At 63.3% G+C, this 22,599-nt stretch carries 21 protein-coding genes; 2 read left to right on the forward strand and 19 right to left on the reverse strand.

Features of this window, described 5'->3' with window-relative positions; all coding sequences use genetic code 11:
- Nucleotides 1-155 precede the first annotated feature (155 nt).
- On the forward strand, nt 156-665 hold the full coding sequence (locus V3C40_RS22650) for a DciA family protein (protein ID WP_034748833.1): 510 nt from the start codon (nt 156-158) through the stop codon (nt 663-665).
- Between the two features lie 70 nt (nt 666-735).
- Here V3C40_RS22650 and lpxC read toward each other — a convergent pair whose 3' ends face one another.
- The 3 genes from lpxC to V3C40_RS22665 form a co-directional block, all read right to left on the reverse strand.
- On the reverse strand, nt 736-1,671 hold the full coding sequence (lpxC, locus tag V3C40_RS22655; RefSeq protein WP_072456936.1) for a UDP-3-O-acyl-N-acetylglucosamine deacetylase: 936 nt from the start codon (nt 1,669-1,671) through the stop codon (nt 736-738).
- Between the two features lie 75 nt (nt 1,672-1,746).
- A complete protein-coding gene (locus V3C40_RS22660; protein WP_331778688.1) occupies nt 1,747-2,589 on the reverse strand; it encodes a DMT family transporter in 843 nt (280 codons plus the stop codon).
- 165 nt (nt 2,590-2,754) lie between these two features.
- Nucleotides 2,755-3,525, reverse strand: coding sequence for a helix-turn-helix transcriptional regulator (locus V3C40_RS22665; protein ID WP_331778591.1), 771 nt, complete (start codon nt 3,523-3,525; stop codon nt 2,755-2,757).
- A 104-nt stretch (nt 3,526-3,629) separates the two neighbouring features.
- On the opposite strand from V3C40_RS22665, the gene V3C40_RS22670 reads away from it, so the two are divergent.
- Nucleotides 3,630-4,397: a class I SAM-dependent methyltransferase gene (locus tag V3C40_RS22670; protein ID WP_331778592.1), complete on the forward strand. Its 768-nt coding sequence runs from the start codon at nt 3,630-3,632 to the stop codon at nt 4,395-4,397.
- 139 nt (nt 4,398-4,536) lie between these two features.
- On the opposite strand, the gene V3C40_RS22675 is transcribed toward V3C40_RS22670, so the two are convergent.
- The 16 genes from V3C40_RS22675 to mraZ all read right to left on the reverse strand — a co-directional run bounded on the left by V3C40_RS22675 (nt 4,537) and on the right by mraZ (nt 22,523).
- The gene (locus V3C40_RS22675) at nt 4,537-5,043 is read right to left on the reverse strand and encodes a peroxiredoxin (protein ID WP_331778593.1); all 507 of its coding nucleotides are present in this window, start codon (nt 5,041-5,043) and stop codon (nt 4,537-4,539) included.
- Nucleotides 5,044-5,226: 183 nt separating this feature from the next.
- Nucleotides 5,227-6,435, reverse strand: coding sequence for a cell division protein FtsZ (ftsZ, locus tag V3C40_RS22680; protein ID WP_034748865.1), 1,209 nt, complete (start codon nt 6,433-6,435; stop codon nt 5,227-5,229).
- Between the two features lie 154 nt (nt 6,436-6,589).
- On the reverse strand, nt 6,590-7,822 hold the full coding sequence (ftsA, locus tag V3C40_RS22685) for a cell division protein FtsA (RefSeq protein WP_010394955.1): 1,233 nt from the start codon (nt 7,820-7,822) through the stop codon (nt 6,590-6,592).
- 45 nt (nt 7,823-7,867) lie between these two features.
- Nucleotides 7,868-8,680 (reverse strand): cell division protein FtsQ/DivIB, encoded by an 813-nt coding sequence (locus V3C40_RS22690; RefSeq protein WP_128141357.1) that lies wholly within the window; start codon nt 8,678-8,680, stop codon nt 7,868-7,870.
- Between the two features lies 1 nt (nt 8,681).
- Nucleotides 8,682-9,650, reverse strand: coding sequence for a D-alanine--D-alanine ligase (locus tag V3C40_RS22695; RefSeq protein WP_331778594.1), 969 nt, complete (start codon nt 9,648-9,650; stop codon nt 8,682-8,684).
- A gap of 1 nt (nt 9,651) precedes the next feature.
- The gene (gene murC, locus V3C40_RS22700; protein WP_058050719.1) at nt 9,652-11,055 is read right to left on the reverse strand and encodes a UDP-N-acetylmuramate--L-alanine ligase; all 1,404 of its coding nucleotides are present in this window, start codon (nt 11,053-11,055) and stop codon (nt 9,652-9,654) included.
- 10 nt (nt 11,056-11,065) lie between these two features.
- Nucleotides 11,066-12,160, reverse strand: coding sequence for an undecaprenyldiphospho-muramoylpentapeptide beta-N-acetylglucosaminyltransferase (gene murG, locus V3C40_RS22705; protein WP_331778595.1), 1,095 nt, complete (start codon nt 12,158-12,160; stop codon nt 11,066-11,068).
- On the reverse strand, nt 12,157-13,368 hold the full coding sequence (ftsW, locus tag V3C40_RS22710; RefSeq protein ID WP_034748882.1) for a putative lipid II flippase FtsW: 1,212 nt from the start codon (nt 13,366-13,368) through the stop codon (nt 12,157-12,159). The genes murG and ftsW overlap by 4 nt, the downstream gene beginning before the upstream one ends.
- Complete coding sequence (murD, locus tag V3C40_RS22715; RefSeq protein WP_331778596.1) at nt 13,368-14,924, reverse strand: UDP-N-acetylmuramoyl-L-alanine--D-glutamate ligase; 1,557 nt, start codon at nt 14,922-14,924, stop codon at nt 13,368-13,370. The genes ftsW and murD overlap by 1 nt, the downstream gene beginning before the upstream one ends.
- The gene (gene mraY / locus V3C40_RS22720; RefSeq protein WP_034748886.1) at nt 14,924-16,099 is read right to left on the reverse strand and encodes a phospho-N-acetylmuramoyl-pentapeptide-transferase; all 1,176 of its coding nucleotides are present in this window, start codon (nt 16,097-16,099) and stop codon (nt 14,924-14,926) included. Before mraY ends, murD begins: the two co-directional genes overlap by 1 nt.
- A 2-nt stretch (nt 16,100-16,101) precedes the next feature.
- Complete coding sequence (locus tag V3C40_RS22725) at nt 16,102-17,532, reverse strand: UDP-N-acetylmuramoyl-tripeptide--D-alanyl-D-alanine ligase (RefSeq protein WP_331778689.1); 1,431 nt, start codon at nt 17,530-17,532, stop codon at nt 16,102-16,104.
- Between the two features lie 11 nt (nt 17,533-17,543).
- A complete protein-coding gene (locus tag V3C40_RS22730; protein WP_070305669.1) occupies nt 17,544-19,055 on the reverse strand; it encodes a UDP-N-acetylmuramoyl-L-alanyl-D-glutamate--2,6-diaminopimelate ligase in 1,512 nt (503 codons plus the stop codon).
- An 8-nt stretch (nt 19,056-19,063) separates the two neighbouring features.
- Nucleotides 19,064-20,842, reverse strand: coding sequence for a peptidoglycan D,D-transpeptidase FtsI family protein (locus V3C40_RS22735; protein ID WP_034748891.1), 1,779 nt, complete (start codon nt 20,840-20,842; stop codon nt 19,064-19,066).
- Nucleotides 20,842-21,111 (reverse strand): cell division protein FtsL, encoded by a 270-nt coding sequence (gene ftsL, locus V3C40_RS22740; protein WP_034748894.1) that lies wholly within the window; start codon nt 21,109-21,111, stop codon nt 20,842-20,844. The genes V3C40_RS22735 and ftsL overlap by 1 nt, the downstream gene beginning before the upstream one ends.
- Nucleotides 21,108-22,085: a 16S rRNA (cytosine(1402)-N(4))-methyltransferase RsmH gene (gene rsmH / locus V3C40_RS22745; protein ID WP_331778597.1), complete on the reverse strand. Its 978-nt coding sequence runs from the start codon at nt 22,083-22,085 to the stop codon at nt 21,108-21,110. The genes ftsL and rsmH overlap by 4 nt, the downstream gene beginning before the upstream one ends.
- Nucleotides 22,086-22,094: 9 nt before the next feature.
- Entirely contained in the window at nt 22,095-22,523 is a 429-nt protein-coding gene (gene mraZ / locus V3C40_RS22750) for a division/cell wall cluster transcriptional repressor MraZ (RefSeq protein WP_034748899.1), read from the reverse strand.
- Nucleotides 22,524-22,599 lie beyond the last annotated feature (76 nt).

A 22,599-nucleotide genomic window follows, 5' to 3' on the forward strand; every position in this document is an offset into this window, starting at 1 on the left:
GGTTGGGGTAATGCGCCATATAACAATAGCTTAATGACAAACAAATGGCAGAAATTGCGGACATTTTCCATACTGTAAGGCAATACGGCCCACCCGCCTGCGCCGCACCCGCCGCAGCACTCGTCATGCACGGGCGAGTGTGCTATGTTTCGGCCATGCGAACTCCCACTTATTCTCCGGCGCCGCGCCGCGGCTACGGCTTTGCCCGTTCAGGCCCGGCCGTCACGGGCGCAACCGATTTTCTGCGCGGCAACGCGACGATGGCCTCATTGATGCCTACCGTCACGCGCCTGGCCGCCTTGCAAAAAGACTGCGCCAAGGCCTTGCCGGCCATGTTCGAGCACTGCGACATCCTGCAATTCGAAGGCGGCCAACTGGTGCTGGCCACGCCGAACGCGGCGCTGGCGGCCAAGCTCAAGCAGCAATTGCCGAAGTTGCAAGGGGAACTGGAAAGAAAGGGCTGGCAGATTTCAGGCATCAAGCTGAAAGTGCAAGTCATCAAGAGCATCGCGCCCATCGTGCATACGCGGGCGCTGGTCTTGCCGGAAAAAGCCATGTCGGCCCTGGAAGAGCTGAGCACGGCCCTGCCCGCGTCGAAACAGAACGAGCAATTGATCGCGGCGCTGCGCAATATGGTGCGCCACCACCGCGAACCGAAGGACTGAGAATAACGGCGCTAAATTAACGCATATCGCGTATGTCGGATTACGCGGGGCGTCGCCCCGCTAATCCGACCTACGTCAGCGACCACTCGCGCTCCATCTGGCGCAGGTAGGATTGCGGCGCCGCCTCGTTCGTGTCGAACGAGACGATTTCATACGCATCGGGCTGCTCCAGCAGCGCCAGCAGCAGCTGGTTGTTCAGCGCGTGGCCGGACTTGTGCGCCGTGTAGTAGGCGAGCAAGGGGTGGCCGACCAGGTACAGGTCGCCAATGGCGTCGAGGATCTTGTGGCGCACGAACTCGTCTTCATAGCGCAAGCCATCCGCGTTGAGGATGCGGTACTCGTCCATGACGATGGCGTTTTCCAGCGAACCGCCACGGGCCAGGCCCATGCCGCGCAAGCTTTCCACGTCCTGCATGAAACCGAAGGTGCGCGCGCGCGCCACGTCGTGCACATACGACACGTCGCCAAAGTCGACCGAGGCGCGCTGCATCGTGCCATCGACGGCCGGATGGTTGAATTCGATGAAGAAATCAAGCTTGAAACCGTCGTATGGCGACAAGCGCGCCCATTTCTCCGCGTCACCCTTGCCGTGACGCACTTCCACGGGCTTGATGACCTTGATGAATTTCTTCGCCGCCTGCTGCTCTTCCACGCCAGCCTGCTGCAGCAGGTAGACGAAGGACGAGGCGGAACCGTCCATGATGGGAATTTCTTCCGCATTCACGTCGATATACATATTGTCGATCCCCAGGCCCGCCGCCGCCGACATCAGATGTTCCACGGTGGACACCCTGGCGCCATCCTTGATCAGCACGGAAGCCATGCGCGTGTCGCCCACGGCCATTGCGCTGGCGGGGAACTCGACGATTGGATCGAGGTCGATGCGGCGAAACACGATGCCCGTGTCGATCGCGGCAGGACGCAGGATCAGCTCGACCTTGGTGCCGGAATGCAAACCGACACCGATGGTGCGGACCTGTTGTTTGATGGTGCGTTGTTTTAACATCTGTCGATTATATCTATTTGCCGGATTTTCGTTGCGGTGCGGCATGGATCACGCCAGAAATACCACAACCGTTCCTTACGGATGTTCGCTTTCCGCATGCACGGCTTCGCGGCGCACCAGGTAAATCCCGCTGCCGATGATGATGGCCGCGCCGATCAAGGTGTATTCGTCGGGCAAGGCGCGCCACAGCATCCAGTCCAGGGCCATGCCCCAGGCCAGGGCCGAGTATTCGAACGGCGCCACGCTGGACGCCTTGCCATGGCGAAACGCCTCCGTAATCGCCAGCTGCCCCAGGAAGCCGCTCAATGACAAGCCCGCCAGCAGCCACCAGTCTTCGCGGCGGATGCTCACCCATTCGTGCGCCGACAGGGCCACGCCGCCAGCGGCCATCATCACCATCAGCCAGAAGACCATGCTTTCGCTGGCGTCCGTGCGGCTCAGGATACGGCCCGTGACGGCGGAAATGGCATAGCAGGCGGCCGAGCCCAGCACGGCCAGTCCCGCCAGCGAAAAGAATCCCGAGCCGTCGGGGCGCAGCGCCACCAGCACGCCCATCAGTCCCACGGCGATGGCGCACCAGCGCGCGACGTCGACTTTTTCCTTCAGGATAAAGACCGACAGCACCGTGATCAGCAAGGGCGCGACGAAGAACAGCGAATACGCCTCGGCCAGCGACATGCGCTTCAAGCCATACGCGAACAGGGTGATCATCATCACGCCCAGGGCGCCGCGCAGCACGTGCAGCGGCCAGCGCACCTTCAGTACGTTCTTGAAAGCGCCGCGATACAACAGGTACAGGCACACAAGCGGCAGGGACGACAGCGCGCGCAAGGCCGTCACCTGCATGGCGGGATAATGGGCGGACAACAGCTTCATGGCCGTGTCCATCAGGGAAAACATGGCGACGGCGACCAGCATCACATAGATGCTGCGCAGGTTGGGATTGTGGGGTAGCAGGACAGACTCCTGGCGAAAGAGCGGGACCGTCATCATGGCGACGGCCGGAGCCAGGACGGCATGGCAAGGCCACACCATCAAGCCGATTATAACAAGCGCGGCCGTTTTACATTTTCAAAGGAGCAACTACACAGGCAACAGCATCACCAGTTTCAAGTCATGCTGGCGCGCCAGGTGCAAGGTCACCTGGTTGAATGCCAGCAGCCCCTGTTGCGCATGCTGAAACTGGCGCAAGCCGCCATCGCGGCCCTGCACCTGCTGCGCGCCCCACCACTGGCGAAAATCCGCACTGGCGCCGGCCAGTTCCGCGATCAGGCCGGCCAGCGGCGCCTGGTCCGCCTGCCGGCCGATATCGGCGCGGAACTCCGCCACCAGCCGCTGTGCCCGCTCGGGCCAGCCGACGACCAGGTCGCGCGCTCCAGGCTCCAGGAACATGAAGCGCAACTGGTTCGGTGCGCCGTCCCCGGCCTGCAGCCAGCCCGCAAACAAGGTGGACGCCGCGCCGTTCCACGCCACGGCGTTCCATGCGCGGTCGAGGATGTAGGCGGGCGCGTCAATGGCGGACACGATGGCGGCCAGTTCGGCGCTGGCAGGCCCACCGCCCTCGCCTGTCGCGTGGCTGGGGTCATGCTTGTCGGCCACCTCGAACAGATAGGCGCGCTCGGCCGCGCTCAGCTGCAGCACCTGCGCCAGGCGGGCCAGCATCTTGGCCGACGCCGACACGGGCCGCCCCTGCTCCAGCCACGTCAGCCACGTGGGACTGACGTCGCACAGCTGCGCCAACTCTTCGCGCCGCAAGCCCGGCGTGCGCCGCCTCCCGCCGCCGGGCAAGCCAGCCATGACGGGGGTGACGGCTTCGCGCCTGGCGCGGATGAATTCAGCAAGTTTATTCGACATGACATGGATGCATGGTAGTGAATATACCAGTATAAGTTATGGTCTTGTTACAGGATAATTTTATCCTTATTCTGCAGGAACTCACCCATCAACAGGAGAAAACCATGCAGCAGCACGATGTCGTTACCGAACAGTTTGGCAAAACGGCCAACGCCTACCTGAGCAGCGCCGTCCACGCGCAAGGCGCCGACCTGGTGCTGATGCAGGAATGCGCGCGCCGCCACGGCAAGCCCGTCGTCCTGGACCTGGGCTGCGGCGCCGGCCACGCCAGCTTTGCCGTCGCCCCCGTGGCGCAATCGGTCGTCGCCTACGACCTGGCGCAGCCCATGCTCGACGTCGTCGACCACGCGAAGGTGCAGCGCGGCTTGCACAACATCAGCACGCAACAGGGCGACGTGGCGCGCCTGCCGTTTGCCGACGCCAGCTTCGACATGGTCGTCACGCGCTTTTCCGCGCACCACTGGAACGACGTGGCTGCGGCCCTCGCGGAAGCGTGGCGCGTGCTGCGTCCGAACGGCACCTTGCTGGTGGTCGACATCGTCGCGCCGAAAACGGCCCTGTACGACAGCACCTTGCAGGCGGTGGAAATGCTGCGCGATGCTTCCCACGTGCGCGACTACCGCACGTGCGAATGGGGCGCCAAATTCAACAACGCGGGATTCACGCACAGCTTGCGCAGCGTGTGGAAACTGACGATGCAGTTCGACGAATGGGTGGCGCGCATGCGCACACCAAGCGAAAGAGTGGCAGCCATCCGCAACCTGTTCGATGGCGCGCCCGAGGAAGCGAGAAGATATTTCGCGCTGCAGGACGATTATTCCTTCGATATCGACGCGGCCATGTTCGAGGCGACAAAACCGGTGGTGCAATAAAAAAACGGCGCCAACATGGCGCCGTTTTTTTACATCGTAGGTCGGATTAGCGCGTAGCGCGTAATCCGACAACACCACGAAGGCGTCAACAATATTGTCGGATTACGGCGCTTTGCGCCTAATCCGACCTACGCCACGATTATTTCAGCTGGCCCAGCAGCGTCTCGGCATTCGACACTTCAAACTTGCCGCCCTGCTCGACGTTCAATTGCGTCACGACGCCATTGTCGACCAGCATCGAGTAGCGCTGCGAGCGCGTGCCCATGCCGTGCTTGGAGAAATCGGCGTCCAGGCCCAGTGCCTTGCTGTAAGCGGCATTGCCGTCAGCCATCATGCGCACGACGCCGGTGGCTTTCTGGTCGCGGCCCCAAGCGCCCATCACGAACGCATCGTTGACGGAGATGCACCAGATTTCATCGACGCCCTTGGCTTTCAGTTCGGCAGCGTGCTGCACGTAGCCTGGCACGTGCTGTGCGGAGCAGGTCGGGGTGTAGGCGCCTGGCAGGCCGAAGATGGCGATCTTCTTGCCCTTGACCAGGTCTTGCACGTTGAACGTGTTCGGGCCCAGTGCGCAACCTTCGGTTTCGCTTTCGATGAATTCGGCCAGGGTGCCTTCTGGCAGGGTGTCGCCGATCTTGATGGTCATGTTGACTCCTTGTGTACTGTCGGTTGAGGGTTCTGCCGGCATGATGCCGACACTGCGCGATAGTATGCCTGACTTGCCGTATTTGTGCAGAAAATGGCCGGAAAGGCAAAGTCAAAAGTCAAAAGCCGGCAAAAAAAACGGCGGCCCTCAGGCCGCCGTCATCTTTACTGACATCAGATCACCTTAATCCGCTTGCTTGCGCAGGAACGCTGGAATGTCGTAGGTCTCCATACCATTCTTTTCCATCGCGCGCACTTGCTCGGAAGCCGATTCGCGGCGCCATACTGCCGGCGCCTTCATGCCGTCGAAACCGGCGGCCGGCGTGGCCACGCCAACCGTCGTCGTCGCCGCTTGCGCGCTACCCATGGCAGCCGACGGGGTCAGCGGGCTGTTGTGGGTGCCGGTGCGCAGCACTTGCTGCGGTACCAGCTGGATGTTTTTCTTGGCGCGGCCCAGGCCCGTGGCCACCACGGTCACGCGGATGTCGTCGCCCATGGCGTCGTCGTAGGCGATACCTTGCGCGATCGACGCGTCCGGCGCGGCAAACGCGCGCACGGCAGCCATGACTTCCTTGATCTCTTTACCTTTCAAGCCACGGCTGGCCGTGACGTTGACCAGCACGCCGCGCGCGCCCGACAGATCGATGCCGTCCAACAGCGGCGAAGCGACAGCCTGTTCGGCGGCGATACGCGCGCGGTCGACGCCGGAAGCCGTCGCCGTGCCCATCATGGCCTTGCCCTGCTCGCCCATGATGGTTTTCACGTCGTTGAAGTCGACGTTGATATGGCCAGGCACGTTGATGATCTCGGCAATGCCGGCCACCGCGTTGTTGAGCACATCATCGGCGTGCTGCATCCATTCCAGCATGCTTTCGTCTTCGTAGATCTCTTCCAGCTTTTCGTTGAGGATGATGATCAGCGAATCGACGTGCAGGGACAGCTGCTCCAGGCCTTCGTCGGCGATGTCCATGCACTTCTGGCCTTCGTACGAGAATGGCTTGGAGACCACGGCCACCGTCAGCGCGCCCAGTTCCTTGGCCACTTCGGCCACGATGGGAGCGGCGCCCGTACCCGTGCCGCCGCCCATGCCGGCGGCGATGAAGACCATGTGCGCGCCGCGCAGCGAATCGGCGATGCGCGTGCGCGACTCTTCGGCCAGCTGGCGGCCGACGGCAGGCTTCATGCCTGCGCCCAGACCGGTATCGCCGATCTGGATGATGTTGTGGGCCTTCGATGTCGACAGGGCCTGTGCGTCGGTGTTGGCGGCAATGAATTCCACGCCCGACATGCCTTTGTTGATCATGTGTTGGACTGCATTGCCACCCGCACCGCCGACGCCGACGACCTTGATGACGGTACCTAAAGCTGTGTTATCGACCATATCGAACTCCATGATGTGCTCCTATCAGATGCGGTTTCCAAGCGCCAGGCCTCATATTGGTAGGAGAACTGGAGATTGAAAACTGCGGTTAAATATAAAATTAAGTTATGTGTGTGTACCTGCGATGCTGCTAAAAAACCTGTACTGCCGGGCGTAAATCATGCCCTTAAAAATTCCCTAAAAACCATTCCTTCATGCGCTGCCAGACTGCCTTCACCGAGCCGTCCTGACGCGTCACGATGTGGCCGCGCAGGTATTGCTTCTTCGCTTCCAGCAGCAGACCCAATACCGTGGCATAGCGCGGACTGCGCACCACGTCGGCCAGCTGGCCCCGATACTCGGGCGTGCCAAGGCGCGCCGGTTTCAGGAAAATATCTTCCGCCATTTCCACCATGCCGGGCATGATGGACGTGCCGCCCGTGAGCACGATGCCCGAGGACAGCACGCCTTCGTAACCGGATTCGCGCACCACCTGGTGCACCATGGCGAACAGCTCTTCGACGCGCGGTTCGATCACTGCCGCCAGCGCCTGGCGCGACAGGTTGCGCGGGCCGCGGTCGCCCAGGCCAGGCACTTCCAGCGATTCGCCGGGGTCGGCCAGGACCTGCTTGGCCACGCCATAGCGGATCTTGATTTCTTCCGCTTCCGCGGTCGGGGTGCGCAAGGCCATGGCGATGTCGTTGGTGATCTGGTCGCCGGCGATGGGAATGACTGCCGTATGGCGGATCGCGCCATCGGAGAATACCGCCACATCGGTCGTGCCGCCGCCGATGTCGATCAGCACCACGCCCAGTTCCTTCTCGTCGGGCGTGAGCACGGCATCGGCGGACGCCATCGGCTGCAGGATCAGGTCCGACACTTCCAGGCCGCAGCGGCGCACGCACTTGACGATGTTCTGCACCGCCGACACGGCGCCGGTGACGATATGCACCTTCACCTCCAGGCGGATGCCGCTCATGCCGATAGGCTCGCGCACATCTTCCTGGCTGTCGACGATGAACTCTTGCGGCACCGTGTGCAGCAATTGCTGATCGGTCGGAATGTTAACCGCTTTTGCCGTCTCGATGACGCGCGCCACGTCGGTCGCCGTCACTTCCTTGTCCTTGATGGCCACCATGCCGCTGGAATTGAAGCTGCGGATATGGCTGCCCGCAATGCCCGCGTACACATTGCGGATCTTGCAGTCGGCCATCAGCTCGGCCTCTTCCAGCGCGCGCTGGATGGACTCCACCGTCGCCTCGATATTGACCACCACGCCCTTTTTCAGGCCCTTCGATTCGTGCTGGCCCAGCCCGATCACTTCGTGGCGCCCGTCGGACATCACTTCGGCTACCACCGCCACCACTTTCGAGGTGCCGATGTCGAGGCCGACGATCAGGTTTTTCGCGTCTTTTGTCATTTCTTTCGCCTAGTTTTTTGGGCTATTAATTAATTGGGTATTCGGTTAAGCCGGTTTTTTAATCGGACTGCTGTTTTTCTTCTTGATCACTGGCTTGCCATCCTTGCCTTCGGCCGGTATCACCAGACCGGCGGAACTGAGTGCCAGGCCATTCTGGTAGCGCATATCGATCGTGTCGATATTTTCCAGCCGGCTCGCCAGCTGCGGGTAGATGCCCACCAGCCGGTCGACCCGCGCCTTCAGGGTCGTATGATTCTGCTCGCGTCCCAGCGCCACGCTCATGCCGTTATTCAGTTTCACGGTCCACGCATAGCGGCTCGACAGCGACAGGGTTTCCGGCACCATCTTCAGCGGCGCAAACCACTTTGCCAGCTGCACATAGGTGGCCAATACTTCTTTTTCGCTGCCATCGGGACCGGCAAACGCAGGCAATTCATGGTCGTCTTCGGCTTCGGCCACATTCGCCGTAAACACGTCGCCCTTGACCGACAGCAGGCGTCCATCCTCGCCCCAGGTGCCCAGCGCTTCGTGTTCTTCCAGCGCCACGATCAGCTGGTTCGGCCACTCGCGCCGTACGCTGGCACGGCGCACCCAAGGCACCGATTCAAACACGCCGCGCACGCTTTCCAGGTTGGTCGTGAAAAAATTGCCCTTGATGCGGCCCAAAGTACCGCTGCGCAGGGTCAGGTAATTCACGTGGCGCAGGCCCTTGTCGTCCGCGCTTTCCACCTTGATCGTGCGCAGGTCGAACATGGGACGCTGCGACACCCACCAGACGCCGGCGGCCACGCACACGACCAGAACCGCGGCCAGCAAGCCGTTGGCAGTCGTATTGAGGCTTTTAGCGTCATGCCACATATCAGTGCTGTCCCTTGTGCATTTTCAGACGCGCGCCAGCGACGATTTCCAGGCACAGGTCTTCATAACTGATGCCCACCGCGCGCGCCGCCATCGGCACGAGCGAGTGCCCCGTCATGCCGGGCGAGGTATTCACCTCCAGCAGGAACAGCTTGCTGTCGGCCGCACGCATCAGCACATCGACCCGTCCCCAGCCTTCGCAGCCGAGGGCGCGGTAGGCCGCCACGGCGATGCGTTCCATCTCCGCCACGATCGCCGGGTCCAGCTGCGGCGGGCAGAAATACTGCGTGTCGTCCGTGAAGTACTTGTTCTGGTAATCGTAATTGCCTTGCGGCGCGACGATCTCGATCGGCGGCAGCGCGCGCGCCGTGGCGCCCTTGCCCAGGATCGCGACGGTGAATTCGCGGCCCTTGACGAATTCCTCGGCCAGCACCGAATCATCGAGGCCGGCGGCGATGTCGTAGGCGGCCTGGAAGGCGCCCGCCTCGTTGACCGTGGTGATGCCGATGCTCGAACCTTCATGCGGCGGTTTGACGATCAGCGGCAAGCCCAGTTCCGCGGCGATCTTGGCCAGGTCGGAGCTGTCATCGAGCACCGCGTACTTCGGCGTAGGCAGTTGATGCATCAGCCAGATCATCTTGGTGTAAATCTTGTCCATGCCCACCGCGCAAGCCATCACGCCGCTGCCCGTGTAGGGAATGCCCAGCTGTTCCAGCGCGCCCTGCAGGCTGCCGTCTTCGCCGAAGCGGCCGTGCAGCGCGATGAAGACGCGGTCGAATTTTTCAGCGGCCAGTTCGGCCAGGCTGCGTTCGCCCGTGTCGAACGCGTGCGCGTCCACGCCGCGGCTTGTCAACGCGGCCAACACGCCCGTGCCGGACATCAGCGACACTTCGCGCTCGGCCGAGCTGCCGCCGAACAGGACGCCGACCTTGCCCAATTGTTTTACATCGATAGCTGAAGCTTGGTTCACATCAGGCCTTTACAGTGTTGGATGGATACGTAGTCAGTTGTTGCGGGATGCCGCTGATGGAGCCCGCGCCCATGGTCAGCACGACGTCGCCGTCGCGCGCCACGCTCATGATGGTGTCGGCCATGTCCTTCATGGACTCGACGAAAATCGGTTCGATCTTGCCGCGCGCGCGCAGCGCATGCGCCAGGGCGCGGCCGTCGGCGGCGACGATAGGCGCTTCGCCCGCCGCATACACCTCCGACAAGAGCAGCACGTCGGGCGCGCCCAGCACCTTGACGAAGTCCTCGAACAGGTCGCGCGTGCGGCTGTAGCGGTGCGGCTGGAACGCCAGCACGAGGCGGCGGCCAGGATAGGCGGCGCGCGCGGCGGCCAGGGTCACTTCCGTTTCCACAGGGTGATGGCCGAAATCGTCGACCAGCGCGAAGCTGCCGCCGTTCGGCAGCGCCACGTCGCCATAGCGCGTGAAGCGGCGGCCCACGCCGGAGAACTCCGCCAGGCCTTGCTGCGTGGCGCTGTCGGCGATGCCGATTTCGCGCGCGATGGCGATCGCCGAGCAGGCATTCTGCACATTGTGCATGCCGGGCTGGTTCAGCACCACGTCCAGGTCCGGATAGCCTTCCTGCAGCACGGTGAAGTGCATTTCCAGGCCCACGGCGCGCGCATTGATGGCGCGCACTTGCGCGTCTTCCGCGAAACCGTAGGTGGTGACGGGCTTGGTGACGAACGGGATGATGGCGCGCACGTGCGGATCGTCGATGCACAGCATGGCGCGGCCATAGAATGGCAAGCGGTGCGTGAACTGCACGAAAGCCTGCTTGAGCTTTTCGAAATCGTGCTCGTAGGTGTCCATGTGATCGGCGTCGATATTCGTGATCACTTCGATCATCGGCGTCAGGTTCAGGAACGAGGCGTCCGATTCATCGGCTTCGGCCACCAGGTAGTCGCCCGAGCCCAGCTTGGCGTTCGCGCCGGCGCTGGTCAAACGGCCGCCGATGACGAAGGTCGGATCGAGACCGCCCTGCGCCAGCACCGAAGCGACCAGGCTGGTGGTCGTCGTCTTGCCGTGGGTGCCGGCAATCGCAATGCCGCGCTTCAGGCGCATCAACTCACCCAGCATCACGGCGCGCGGCACCAGCGGAATCTTGCGCGCGCGCGCGGCCGCCACTTCCGGATTGTCTTGCGGGACGGCGCCCGACGTCACCACCGCATCGGCGTCGCCGATATTTTCCGCTGCGTGGCCGAGCATGACGGTCGCGCCCAGGCTCGCCAGGCGCTGCGTCGCCGCATTGCTGCCCAGGTCGGAGCCCGACACCTTGTAGCCGAGGTTGACCAGCACTTCGGCGATGCCGCTCATGCCGCTGCCGCCAATGCCGACAAAGTGGATATTGTTTACTTTATGCTTCACAGAGCTAACCTCATGCCAGTTTTTCCAATACGTGTGCGATCGCCTCATTGGCGTCGCGCTTGCCTGCTGCCAGTGCCGCTTGCGCCATGTGCTGGCAGGTATCGCGCGTCAAGGACGCCAGCAATGTGCTCAGCGACGCCGCACTCATTTCCGTTTGCGGCAGATGAATCGCCGCACCTTGTTTCGCCATCCATTGCGCGTTGTCGCGCTGGTGGCTGGTGGTCGACGCTACCAGCGGCACGAGCACGCTGGCCACACCGGCCGCCGTCAATTCCGACAGGGTGATGGCGCCTGCGCGGCAAATCACCAGGTCGGCCTCGGTATATGCCCTGGCCATGTCGTCGATGAAGTCGACCACATTGGCTTGCACGCCCGCCTGCGCATATGCTGCATGCAGGGCGTCGATATTCTTCTTGCCCGACTGGTGCGTCACCAGCGGGCGTTCGCCCTCCGGCATCAGCGCCAGCGCGGCGGGCAGATTGTCGTTCAGCGCTTTCGCGCCCAGGCTGCCGCCCACCACGAGGATGCGCAGCGGTCCGTTGCGGCCCGCGAAGCGAAGCGCCGGCGGCGCCATGGCAAGGATCTCGGTGCGCACGGGATTGCCCGTGACGACGGCCTTGCCGGCGGCGCTGCCGAAATCGGCAGGGAAACCAAAGCACACCTGCTGCGCCAGCGGTACCAGGGTCTTGTTCGACAACAGCAGCGCAGCGTCGGCATTGACCAGCACCAGCGGCACCCCCTTGAGGCGCGCCATCAGGCCGCCCGGCACGGTCACGTAGCCGCCCATGCCCATCACCACGTCCGGCTTGCGGCGCGCGATGAAGCGGCGGATGGCAAAGAAGCTGGCCAGCATCTTGAAGCCGCCTTTGACCGTGTGCGCCAGGCCCTTGCCGCGCATGCCCGAGAACGCAATGGCGTCCATGGGAATGCCGCTCTTCGGCACCAGGTCCTGTTCCATGCCGTGGGTCGTGCCCAGCCAGCTCACTTCCCAGCCGCGTGCGCGCATCGTCTGCGCAATCGCCAGGCCCGGGAAGATATGGCCGCCGGTGCCGGCCGCCATGATCATCAGTCTTTTCGTCGTCTTCAAGTTCGTCACGTTGTTCATAGCCGGCCTCCGCGCATCAGGATCCGGTTTTCGTAATCGATGCGCAGCAAAATCGCCAGGCCGATACAGTTAATCAGTACGCCCGTGCCGCCATAACTCATCAAAGGCAAGGTCAAGCCCTTGGTCGGCAGCAGGCCCAGGTTCACGCCCATGTTGATGAAGGTCTGCACACCGATCCAGATGGCGATGCCCTTCGCAGTCAGGCCGGCAAAGGTCTGGTCGATGGCGATCGCCTGGCGGCCGATGTCGAACGCGCGCTTGATAATCCAGTAGAACATGCCGATCACGATCAGCACGCCAACCAGGCCCAGTTCCTCGCCGATCACGGCCAGCAAGAAGTCCGTATGCGCTTCGGGCAGGTAATGCAGTTTTTCCACGCTGCCGCCCAGGCCCACGCCAAACAGTTCGCCGCGCCCGAAGGCGATCAAGGAATGCGTCAGCTGGTAAGCCTTGTTCAGCGCATTGTCTTCCTGCCACGGATCGAGATACGCAAAAAACCGCTCGCGGCGGAATTTCGACAAGGCGATGATGGTGACGAAGATCGCCGTCAGCATGGCGCCGATGCCGCCGAACCAGATGGCGTTGACGCCGCCCAAAAACAGAATGCCCATGGCGATGCAGACGATCACGCCGAAGGCGCCCAGGTCGGGCTCCATCAGCAGCAGCAGGCCGACGAAGCTAACGGCCAGCGCCATCGGCATGAAGCCCTTGGTCAGCTTGTGCATGTATTCCTGCTTGCGCACCGTGTAGTCGGCCGCGTACAGCACCATCACCACCTTCATCAGCTCGGACGGCTGCGGCCGCAGGCCCGGCAGGTTCAGCCAGCGGCGACCGCCGTTGACCGACACGCCCAGGCCCGGTATCAGCACCATCACCAGCAGCACCAGGGTGCCGATGAACAGCCACGGCGCGATCTTTTGCCAGGTGGCGACGGGGATGCGGAACACCAGCGCGCCAACGATGATCGAAATACCGATGAACAGCGCCTGGCGCACGACAAAGTAATTGTTCGTATAGGCGGCAAACTTGCGCGCGTCCGACAGCGAGATCGACGCCGAATACACCATCACCATGCCCAGCAACATGAGCAGCAGGACTACCCACACCAGCGGCTTGTCGTAGTCCATCATCTTCGACTGCCGCGCGCGGCTATCCAGCGGCTTGGCAGCCGAGCCGGAACCAAAGCTGAAGGGCAGTTGGAAGGCCATCAGATATCCTGTCCGTTTTCCAGGGCGATGTCGCGCACGGCGTCGACAAACACCTGCGCGCGGTGCGCATAGTTCTTGAACATGTCCAGGCTGGCGCACGCGGGCGACAGCAGCACGGCATCGCCGGCCAGCGCCAGGCTGCTGGCGCGCTTGACGGCTTCCGGCAAGGTGGCGCAGTCGACGATGTCCACGCCGGCCGGCTCGAGGGCCGCGCGCAGCGCAGGCGCATCGCGCCCGATCAGCACCACGGCGCGCACGTAGCGCGACACGGGTTCGGCCAGCGGCGAGAAATCCTGTCCCTTGCCGTCGCCGCCGGCGATCAGCACCAAACGCTGTTCCGCGCCGCCAAACGCCTTGCCCAGGCCGAACAGGGCCGCCACCGTCGCGCCCACGTTCGTGCCCTTGCTGTCGTCGTAGTATTCGACTTCATTGACGGCCGTGATCAGCTCCACGCGGTGCGGCTCGCCCTGGTATTCGCGCAAGCCGTGCAGCAGCGGCGCGAATGGCAAGCCGATGGCGCGGCACAGGGCCAGCGCCGCCAGCGCATTCGACGCATTGTGCTGGCCGCGGATTTTCAGCGCATCGGCCGGCATCAGTTTTTTCGCCATCGTCGGCACCGGTTCCGGTGCCGGATCGTTCTTCTTGCGCTTTTTCTCGATCACTTCTTCGCTGGGCACGGCTTGCGCCAGCCAGAAGATGCCGCGTTCATTGACGAGGCCAAAGCTGTCCACGTCCACCGGTTCGCCCGTGCCGAAGGTGATCGTCCCGGCCAGCGGATCGGCCATGTGCATGACGGCCGCATCGTCGCGGTTCAATATGCGCACGGTCTGCTCGCCGAAGATGCGCGCCTTGTCGGCAGCGTAGGCGGCCATGTCGCCATGCCAGTCCAGGTGGTCCTGCGACAGGTTCAAGACCGTGGCCGCATCGGCCTGCAGGCTGAACGTCGTGTGCAGCTGGAAGCTGGACAATTCCAGGATCCACGCTTGCGGCAAGCTGCTGGCGACGGGTTCCGCCGCTTCTTCTCCTTCAGCCACAGGCTGCGGCGCCGGTTCGGCGTCGAGCACTTCGCGCAACACGTCGAGCGCGGCCGGGCTGATATTGCCGGCCACGCGCGTGGCCAGGCCCGCGCGCTCGCACAGCAGCCCTACCAGGCTGGTGACCGTCGTCTTGCCATTCGTGCCCGTAATGGCGATGACTTTCGGCGCATAGCCGCGTTCCGCCTTCAAGGCGGCCAGCGCCTGTGCGAACAGTTCGATCTCGCCCCACACGGGGATATTTTTTTCAGCAGCGGCCGGCGCAATGTGCGCCAGTTCGCGGCCCGGCGCCAGGCCAGGGCTGACGGCGACGAAATCGACGCCATCAAGCAGGTCGGCCGTGAAGGCGCCGGCAATGAACTGCGCCTGCGGCACGGCAGCCTGCAACACGGCCAGGCGCTCAGGGGTTTCCCTTGTATCTGCCACGCGCACGGTCGCACCGCTGCGGGCCAGCCACAGGGCCATGGCCAGCCCCGATTCGCCGAGGCCCAGTACCAGTGCGGTTTTAGCGTCGTACATCATCAGCGCAGCTTCAAGGTGGTCAGGCCGAGCAGCACCAGCATCATGGTGATGATCCAGAAACGCACGACAACCTGCGTCTCCTTCCAGCCTTTTTGTTCAAAATGGTGATGCAAAGGCGCCATCAGGAAGACGCGGCGGCCGGCGCCATAGCGCTTCTTGGTGTACTTGAACCAGACGACCTGGATGATCACGGACAGCGTTTCGACGACGAAGATGCCGCCCATGATGAACAGGACGATTTCCTGGCGCACGATGACGGCAATGGTGCCCAGTGCGCCGCCCAGTGCCAGCGCGCCCACGTCGCCCATGAACACTTTCGCGGGGTGCGTGTTATACCAGAGGAAAGCCAGGCCGGAACCGGCCAGCGCGCCGCAGAAGATCACCAGTTCGCCGGCGCCCGGGATGTGCGGGATGAACAGGTAGCGCGCATACGTGGCGTTACCCGTCAGGTAAGCGAACAGGCCCAGGGCCGTGCCGACCATCACGGTCGGCATGATGGCCAGGCCATCGAGACCGTCGGTAAAATTGACGGCGTTGCTGGTGCCGACGATGACGCAATAGGTCAGCGCGATGAAGCCCCACACGCCCAGCGGATAGCTGATGGTCTTGAAGAACGGTACGATCAGGTCGGCCTTCGGCGGCAGGTCCATGGCGAAGCCCGACTGCACCCAGGCGTAGATCAGATTCCACACGTGGCCCGCGTCGGGTTCCGACACGGAGACGGAAAACGCCAGGTAAAACGCGGCGACGATGCCGATCAGCGACTGCCAGAAGTATTTTTCGCGCGAGCGCATGCCTTCCGGATCCTGGTGCACCACCTTGCGGTAGTCGTCGGCCCAGCCGACGGCGCCAAAGCCCAGGGTGACGATCAAGACCGGCCAGATGAAACGGTTCGACAGGTCGGCCCACAGCAGGGTGGAAATGCCGATGGCGATGAGGATCAGCACACCGCCCATGGTGGGCGTGCCGTGTTTTTTCAGATGCGTTTGCGGGCCGTCCGTACGCACGGCCTGGCCGACCTTCATGCGCGTGAGCATGCGGATCACGGCGGGACCGGCGCACAGGCCGATCAAAATCGCCGTCAAGGTGGCGAAGACGGCGCGGAACGTGATGAAGTTAAAGACCCGCAATGGGCCAATGTCGTCCTGGAAATAATGAGCGAGCCAGAGCAGCATGATTAGTGAGCTTCCTTGTTATTGTTGTTTGAACCAATCAAATGCTGCACGGCCCGTTCCATCTTCATGAAACGGGAGCCCTTGATTAATACTGTTGCATCCGAACGGCCGGACAAATGCGCATCGAGCGCCGCCAGCAAACCGTCGAACTGTTCGAAATACTCCACGACCGTGCCCGATTCCTGGCTCGCGGCAGCTTGCGCCGGATTGACCAGATGGCGCGCCAGGCCGCCCGTCGCCAGCACGTGTTCGATGCCTTTGGCGGCGGCGTAGGCGCCGATCTCTTCGTGGAACTGCTGCCCCTGCGTGCCGACTTCGCCCATCTCGCCCAGCACCAGGATGCGCGGTGCCGCGGCCTGCGCCAGCACATCGATGGCCGCGCGCGCTGAATCCGGATTGGCGTTATATGTGTCGTCGATGATGGTGGCGCCATTGGCGGCACGTTTTTTCTGCAGACGGCCATTCACGGGAGAAAACGCCTCCAGGCCCTGCTTGATATGTTCGATGGCGATGCCGGCGCCGACGGCGCATGCCACGGCCGCCAGCGCATTGCGCACATTGTGTTCACCGGCCGCCTGCAAGCCGACAAAGAACTGGCGCAGACTGCCGTCCTGCGCGCGCACGCTGACGAACAGGTCGCTGCCAAAATCCTCGGCCGCGCGGTGCGTGCAGCTGACGTCGGCCTCTTTCGACAGGCCGAACGTGATGGCGGCGCGTGCACCGGCCAGTTCGCGCCACAGTGGCGTGAATTCGTCGCCATGCGGGAAGACGGCCACGCCGTCGTCTGCCAGGGCCGCCAGCGCGGCGCCGTTCTCGCGCGCCACGGCTTCCACCGTATGCATGAATTCCTGGTGTTCGCGCTGCGCGTTGTTGACCATCGCCAGGGTCGGCGCGGCAATCGCGGCCAGGCGGGCAATTTCTCCCGGATGGTTCATGCCCATCTCGATGACGGCCGCCTTGTGATGCTCGCTCAGGCGGAACAGGGTCAGTGGCACGCCGATCTCGTTATTCAGGTTGCCGCGCGTAGCCAGACGCGCTTCTTCGCCGAAGGCCGCGGCCAGGATGGACGAAATCATCTCCTTGACGGTGGTCTTGCCATTGCTGCCGGTGACGCCGATGACGGGTACATTGAAGCGGCCGCGCCAATGGTTGGCGATGCGGCCCAGCGCGACCAGGGTATCGGCCACCACGATGGCCGGCACCTTGCCGCTGTCCCAGCCATCAGGCAGGCGCTCGACCACCACGGCGGCGACGCCGCGCGCGGCCACCTGGTCGAGGAAGTCGTGGGCGTCGAAACTCTCGCCGCGCAGGGCGACGAACAGCGAGCCGGCAGGGGCGCTGCGGCTGTCGGTCGAGACGCCGTCAAAAACGGCGTCGCCCGTCAGCTGCGCACCTTGCAGCGATCGCATCAGTTCCGTCAGGCTTGCGTGCATCAGGCGATCCATCAGTTCGTCCTCATCATCGTCAGGCGCGCGGACAGGGCCAGCTGCGCATGGTCGGCGTCGGAGAACGGCAGTTTCTTGCCCTTGATTTCCTGGTACGGCTCATGGCCCTTGCCCGCCAACAGGATCACGTCCGGCTTTGCCGCGTGCTTGATGGCAGACAGGATCGCGGCGGCGCGGTCTTCGATGGCTTGCGGCTGCGGGCCGTCTGCGCGCATGCCGGCGACGATCTGCGCGATGATCGCGTGCGGATCTTCACTGCGCGGATTGTCGCTGGTGACCAGCACGTGATCGGCCAGCTGCGCGATGGCGCCCATCTGCGGACGCTTGCCCGGATCGCGGTCGCCGCCGCAGCCGAACACGCACCACAGCTGGCCGCCACGCTCCTGCGCCACCTGGCGCAAGGCAGCCAGGGTTTTTTCCAATGCGTCCGGCGTATGCGCGTAATCGATGACGACCATCGGCGCTTCCTGGCCGCCCACCTGCTGCATGCGGCCCGGGGCCGGCTGCAGCGATTCGATGCCGTCGATGGCCGCGCGCAGGCCGGTGCCGTGCGCCAGCAAGGCGCCCAGCACGGCCAGCGCGTTGCTGATATTGAAGTGGCCCACCAGCTGCGTCTTGACCAGCGCCACACCGAGCGCGCATTCCAGATGGAAGTCGGTGCCGGCATTGCGGCTGCGGAACTGGCTGGCGCGCAGCATCAGCACACCCGGCAAGTCGGGCAAGGCTGCCGCATCCTGCAAGGTGTAGCCGATGACCGGATATTCGCCGGACAGCTTGCCATCCACGTGGCGCACCAGGCGCAGGCCCATGGGGTCGTCCAGGTTGATGACGGCCGTTTTCAGGCCGGGCCAGTCGAACAGTTTGACTTTGGCCGCCTCGTAAGCCGCCATGTCGCCATGGTAGTCGAGGTGGTCGCGCGTCAGATTGGTAAACATGGCCACGTCGAAATGCATGCCGGCCGCGCGGTCCTGGTCCAGGCCGATCGACGACACTTCGATGGCAACGGCCTTGGCGCCGGCGTCGCGCATCGCGGCCAGTTTGCGCGCCAGCAGCACGGCGTCCGGCGTCGTGTAGCCGGTGACGTCGAATTCGATGGCGCCGCGCGGCTTGCACAGGCCGACGCCCAACGTCCCGATGACGGACGATGTTTCACCCAGGCGCGCCAGCGCTTGCGCCAGCCACAGCGCGCACGAGGTCTTGCCATTCGTGCCCGTCACGCCGGCGCTGAACATGGCGCTGTCGGGCATGCCGTAAAAAGCATGCGCCACGGGGCCGGCCAGGCGTTTCAGGTCGCTGACCAGCAGGTGCGGCACTTGGCTCCATGCGGCGTTCCATTCCACGGCGTCATGCACGATGGCGGCGGCGCCCTGCTCGATGGCGGCGGCGATGAAATCGGTGGCGCCCGCATAGGCGAAAAACACGTCGCCGCGCTGCACGCGGCGCGAATCGGACGTAAGCTGCCCGGACGGGGCAGCCGTTTTGATCCACAAACTGATGTCTTGTATGGTCATGAGCGACTTCACATGGCCTCCGGGCCGGCATTGGCCGGGACCACGATTTCGGTAACGGAGGAATCGGGCGGTACGTTCATCGCGCGCAGCGCGTTGGTCGCAATCGCCGCGAAAGCGGGAGCGGCAACCTGGCCGCCATAGTGGGCTGGGCCGGTCGGTTCATCGATCATCACGGCAATGATGAAGCGCGGCGCCGACATAGGCACCATGCCCACGAAAGAGCCGATGTATTTGCGCGGCATCGCATAACGGCCATTTTCCACTTTATAGGCGGTACCCGTCTTGCCGCCCACGCGGTAACCGGCGACCTGGGCGCGCTTGGCCGAGCCGTGCGCGCCGGAGACGACGAGTTCGAGCATGGCGCGCATTTCGGCGGCCGTCTTCGGCTTGATCACCTGCTGGCCCACGGGCAGTTCATTGACCTTCTGGAACGACAGGGGAATCGTGTCGCCGTCGCGCGCGAACATCATGTAAGAGCGCGCCAACTGGATCAGCGAGACGGAAATGCCGTTACCGTAGCTCATGGTGGCCTGTTCCACCGGACGCCACGATTTGTATGGACGCACACGGCCGGCCACGGCGCCGGGGAAACCCCATTTCGGCTGCTGGCCGAAGCCCACCTTGGTAAACATTTCCCACATTTCCTGCGACGGCATGCCCAGCGCGATTTTCGAGGTACCGATGTTCGACGACATCTCGATGATTTCCGAGACATTGATCACGCCGTGCGGCTTGGTGTCGGTGATCGTGCGGTCGGCGATGGTATAGCGGCCCGGGCCCGTGTCGATCAGGGTACCCGGCTTGACCCGGCCCGTGTCGAGCGCCAGCGAGACCGTGATCGGCTTCAGGGTCGAACCGGGTTCGAAGGTATCGGTCATGACGCGGTTGCGCAGCTGCTGGCCCGTGAGCTTGCGGCGGTCGTTCGGGTCGTAGCTCGGATAATTGGCCAGGGCCAGCACTTCTCCCGTGTGCACGTCGAGCACCACGGCGCCGCCGGCCTTGGCATTGAATTTCTCCACCGCTTCCTTCAGCTGCGTGAAGGCGATGTACTGGATCTTGCTGTCGACGGACAGGGTCAGGTCCTTGCCGTCATGCGGTTCGTGGATGAAGCCGATGTCTTCGACGATGTGGCCCAGGCGGTCCTTGATCACGCGGCGGCTGCCGGTGGTGCCGACGAGGGTTTTTTGCTGCGCCAGTTCCATGCTTTCCTGGCCCACGTCTTCCACGTTGGTAAAGCCGACCACGTGGGTCATCACTTCGCCCTGCGGATAGAAGCGCTTGTATTCCTTGCGCTCGTCGATGCCGTCGATGCCCAGCTTGGAGATCTTGTCCGCCACGTCCATCTCGACCTGGCGTTTCAGGTAAACGAAGCTGCGGTCCGAATCGAGCTTCTTGCGCAATTCGTTGACGTTCATTTCCAGCAGGCCGGCCAGCGCATTGATTTTTTCGGGCGATGCCTGCAGCACGTCGTCGGGAATGGCCCAGATGGCTTTCACGGGCACGGACGAAGCGAGCACCTGGCCATTGCGGTCGGTGATCTTGCCGCGCGTGGCCGGCAATTCCAGCGTGCGCTCATAGCGCGCCTTGCCCTGCTTTTGCAGGAACTGCGTCGACACGCCCTGCAGCCACAGCGCGCGCGCGCCCAGGCCGGCGAAAGCGAAGAACAGCAGGAACAGCACGACGCGCGAACGCCAGACGGGCAGACGCACCGCCAGTACGGGGTTCTTCGAGAATGGCACGCCTTTCGATGCCGCCACCCGGCCGTTGCTATTACCGCCCAACTTCATTATTCGCCCTCCGTCAGGTATTGCGTACGCGCCGCCGTCAGCGGCGTCATGCTCAGGTCGCGCCGCGCGATCGATTCGATGCGTTCATGCTTGCCCAAAGTGGACTGGTCCAGCTGCAGTTGCGCCCAGTCGATGTCGAGCTGGCGCGACAGCGCTTGCGCGCGTTCCAGGTCGATCAGCAGGTGGCGCGACTGATACTGCGCGTTCACCAGCGACAGGCCGCAGCACACCAGCAGGGCCGACAGCACGACACACAGCTTGCCAGTCATCGGGCGCCGCCATTTGCAGTGGAGGCCAGCGGCAAACGCTGCGCCACGCGCATCACGGCCGAACGCGAGCGCGGATTGCCCTCGATCTCGGCGTCGGACGGCTTCATCTTCGAAATCAGCTTCATTTCCGGCTGCGGCAAGTCGACCGCGCGGATCGGCAGGCGGCGGTCAGGCTGCTCCACGTTCGCCTTCGAGGCGAAGAAGCGCTTGACCATGCGGTCTTCCAGCGAGTGAAAGCTGATCACGGCCATGCGCGCGCCGGGCGCCAGGCAGGCATACGCCTGGTTCAGGCCGATCTCGAGATCCTCGAGCTCTTTGTTAATGAAAATGCGTATGGCCTGAAAGGTGCGGGTAGCGGGGTCCTTACCCTTCTCGCGGGTCTTGACGGCGCCTGCCACGATGCCGGCAAGCTGTCGTGTGCTTGAAATTGGCTGGACTGCCCGGCCAGCAACAATCGCCTTTGCAATCTGAAAAGCAAACCGTTCTTCCCCATAATCGCGTATCACTTTCTCTAAATTCTGCTCGGTTTCCACCGCCAGCCATTCGGCTGCGGAGATGCCGCGCGTGGTATCCATGCGCATGTCCAGCGGTCCGTCGTTGCGGAAGCTGAAACCGCGCGCCGCGTCGTCGACCTGCGGCGACGAGATGCCCAGGTCGAGCAAAATGCCGTCCACCTGCCGCACGCCGCGTTCGGCCAGGCTGGCCGTCATGGTGGCAAAGCTGTCATGGACGATCTGGAAACGGGGGTCGGCGATCTGCTCGGCCGTGGCAATCGCTTGCAAATCCTTGTCGAAGCCGATCAGGCGCGCGTCATTGGCCAGGCGCGACAAAATCAAGCGGCTATGGCCGCCGCGGCCAAACGTGCCATCGACGTAAACGCCGTGCGCGCGGTCGCCCGTCAGGTCGAGGGCATCGACCGCTTCATCGAGCAGCACCGTGCGATGCTGAAATTCCGGCACCGTGAGTTGTGTCATTACGGAGCCTTAGAAAGAAAAATTGGAAAGTACATCGGGGGTGCCGGCATCGATCGCCTGCTGTTCTTTGTCGGCCAATTTGGCGGCATCCCATATTTCAAAGTGGCTGCCCATGCCGATCATCATCACTTCGCGCGCCAGCCCGACGGCGTTGCGCAATTCGGGTGAGATCAGCACGCGGCCGGCCGAGTCCAGCTCGACGTCGACGGCGTTGCCGAGGAAGATGCGCTGCCAGGCGCGCGCCGACATGGGCCAGGCGGCGATTTGCTGGCGGTGGCTTTCCCACACGGGACGGGGGAAAAACAGCAGGCAGCCATCGGGGTGTTTGGTCAGGGTCAAACGGCCTTCGCATTGAATCGCCAGCGCGTCACGGTGCTTGGCAGGGATAGACATCCTGCCTTTGGCATCGAGATTGATTGCGGACGCGCCTTGAAACACGGAAGACCTTTTTTGAGCTTGGGTTGCGATGCTTGCGCATCACGATAAAAAGGGAAAATTTCCCACAAAAACACAC

The sequence above is a fragment of the Janthinobacterium sp. LS2A genome (assembly GCF_036543145.1).
Lineage (GTDB): Bacteria > Pseudomonadota > Gammaproteobacteria > Burkholderiales > Burkholderiaceae_D > Janthinobacterium > Janthinobacterium aestuarii.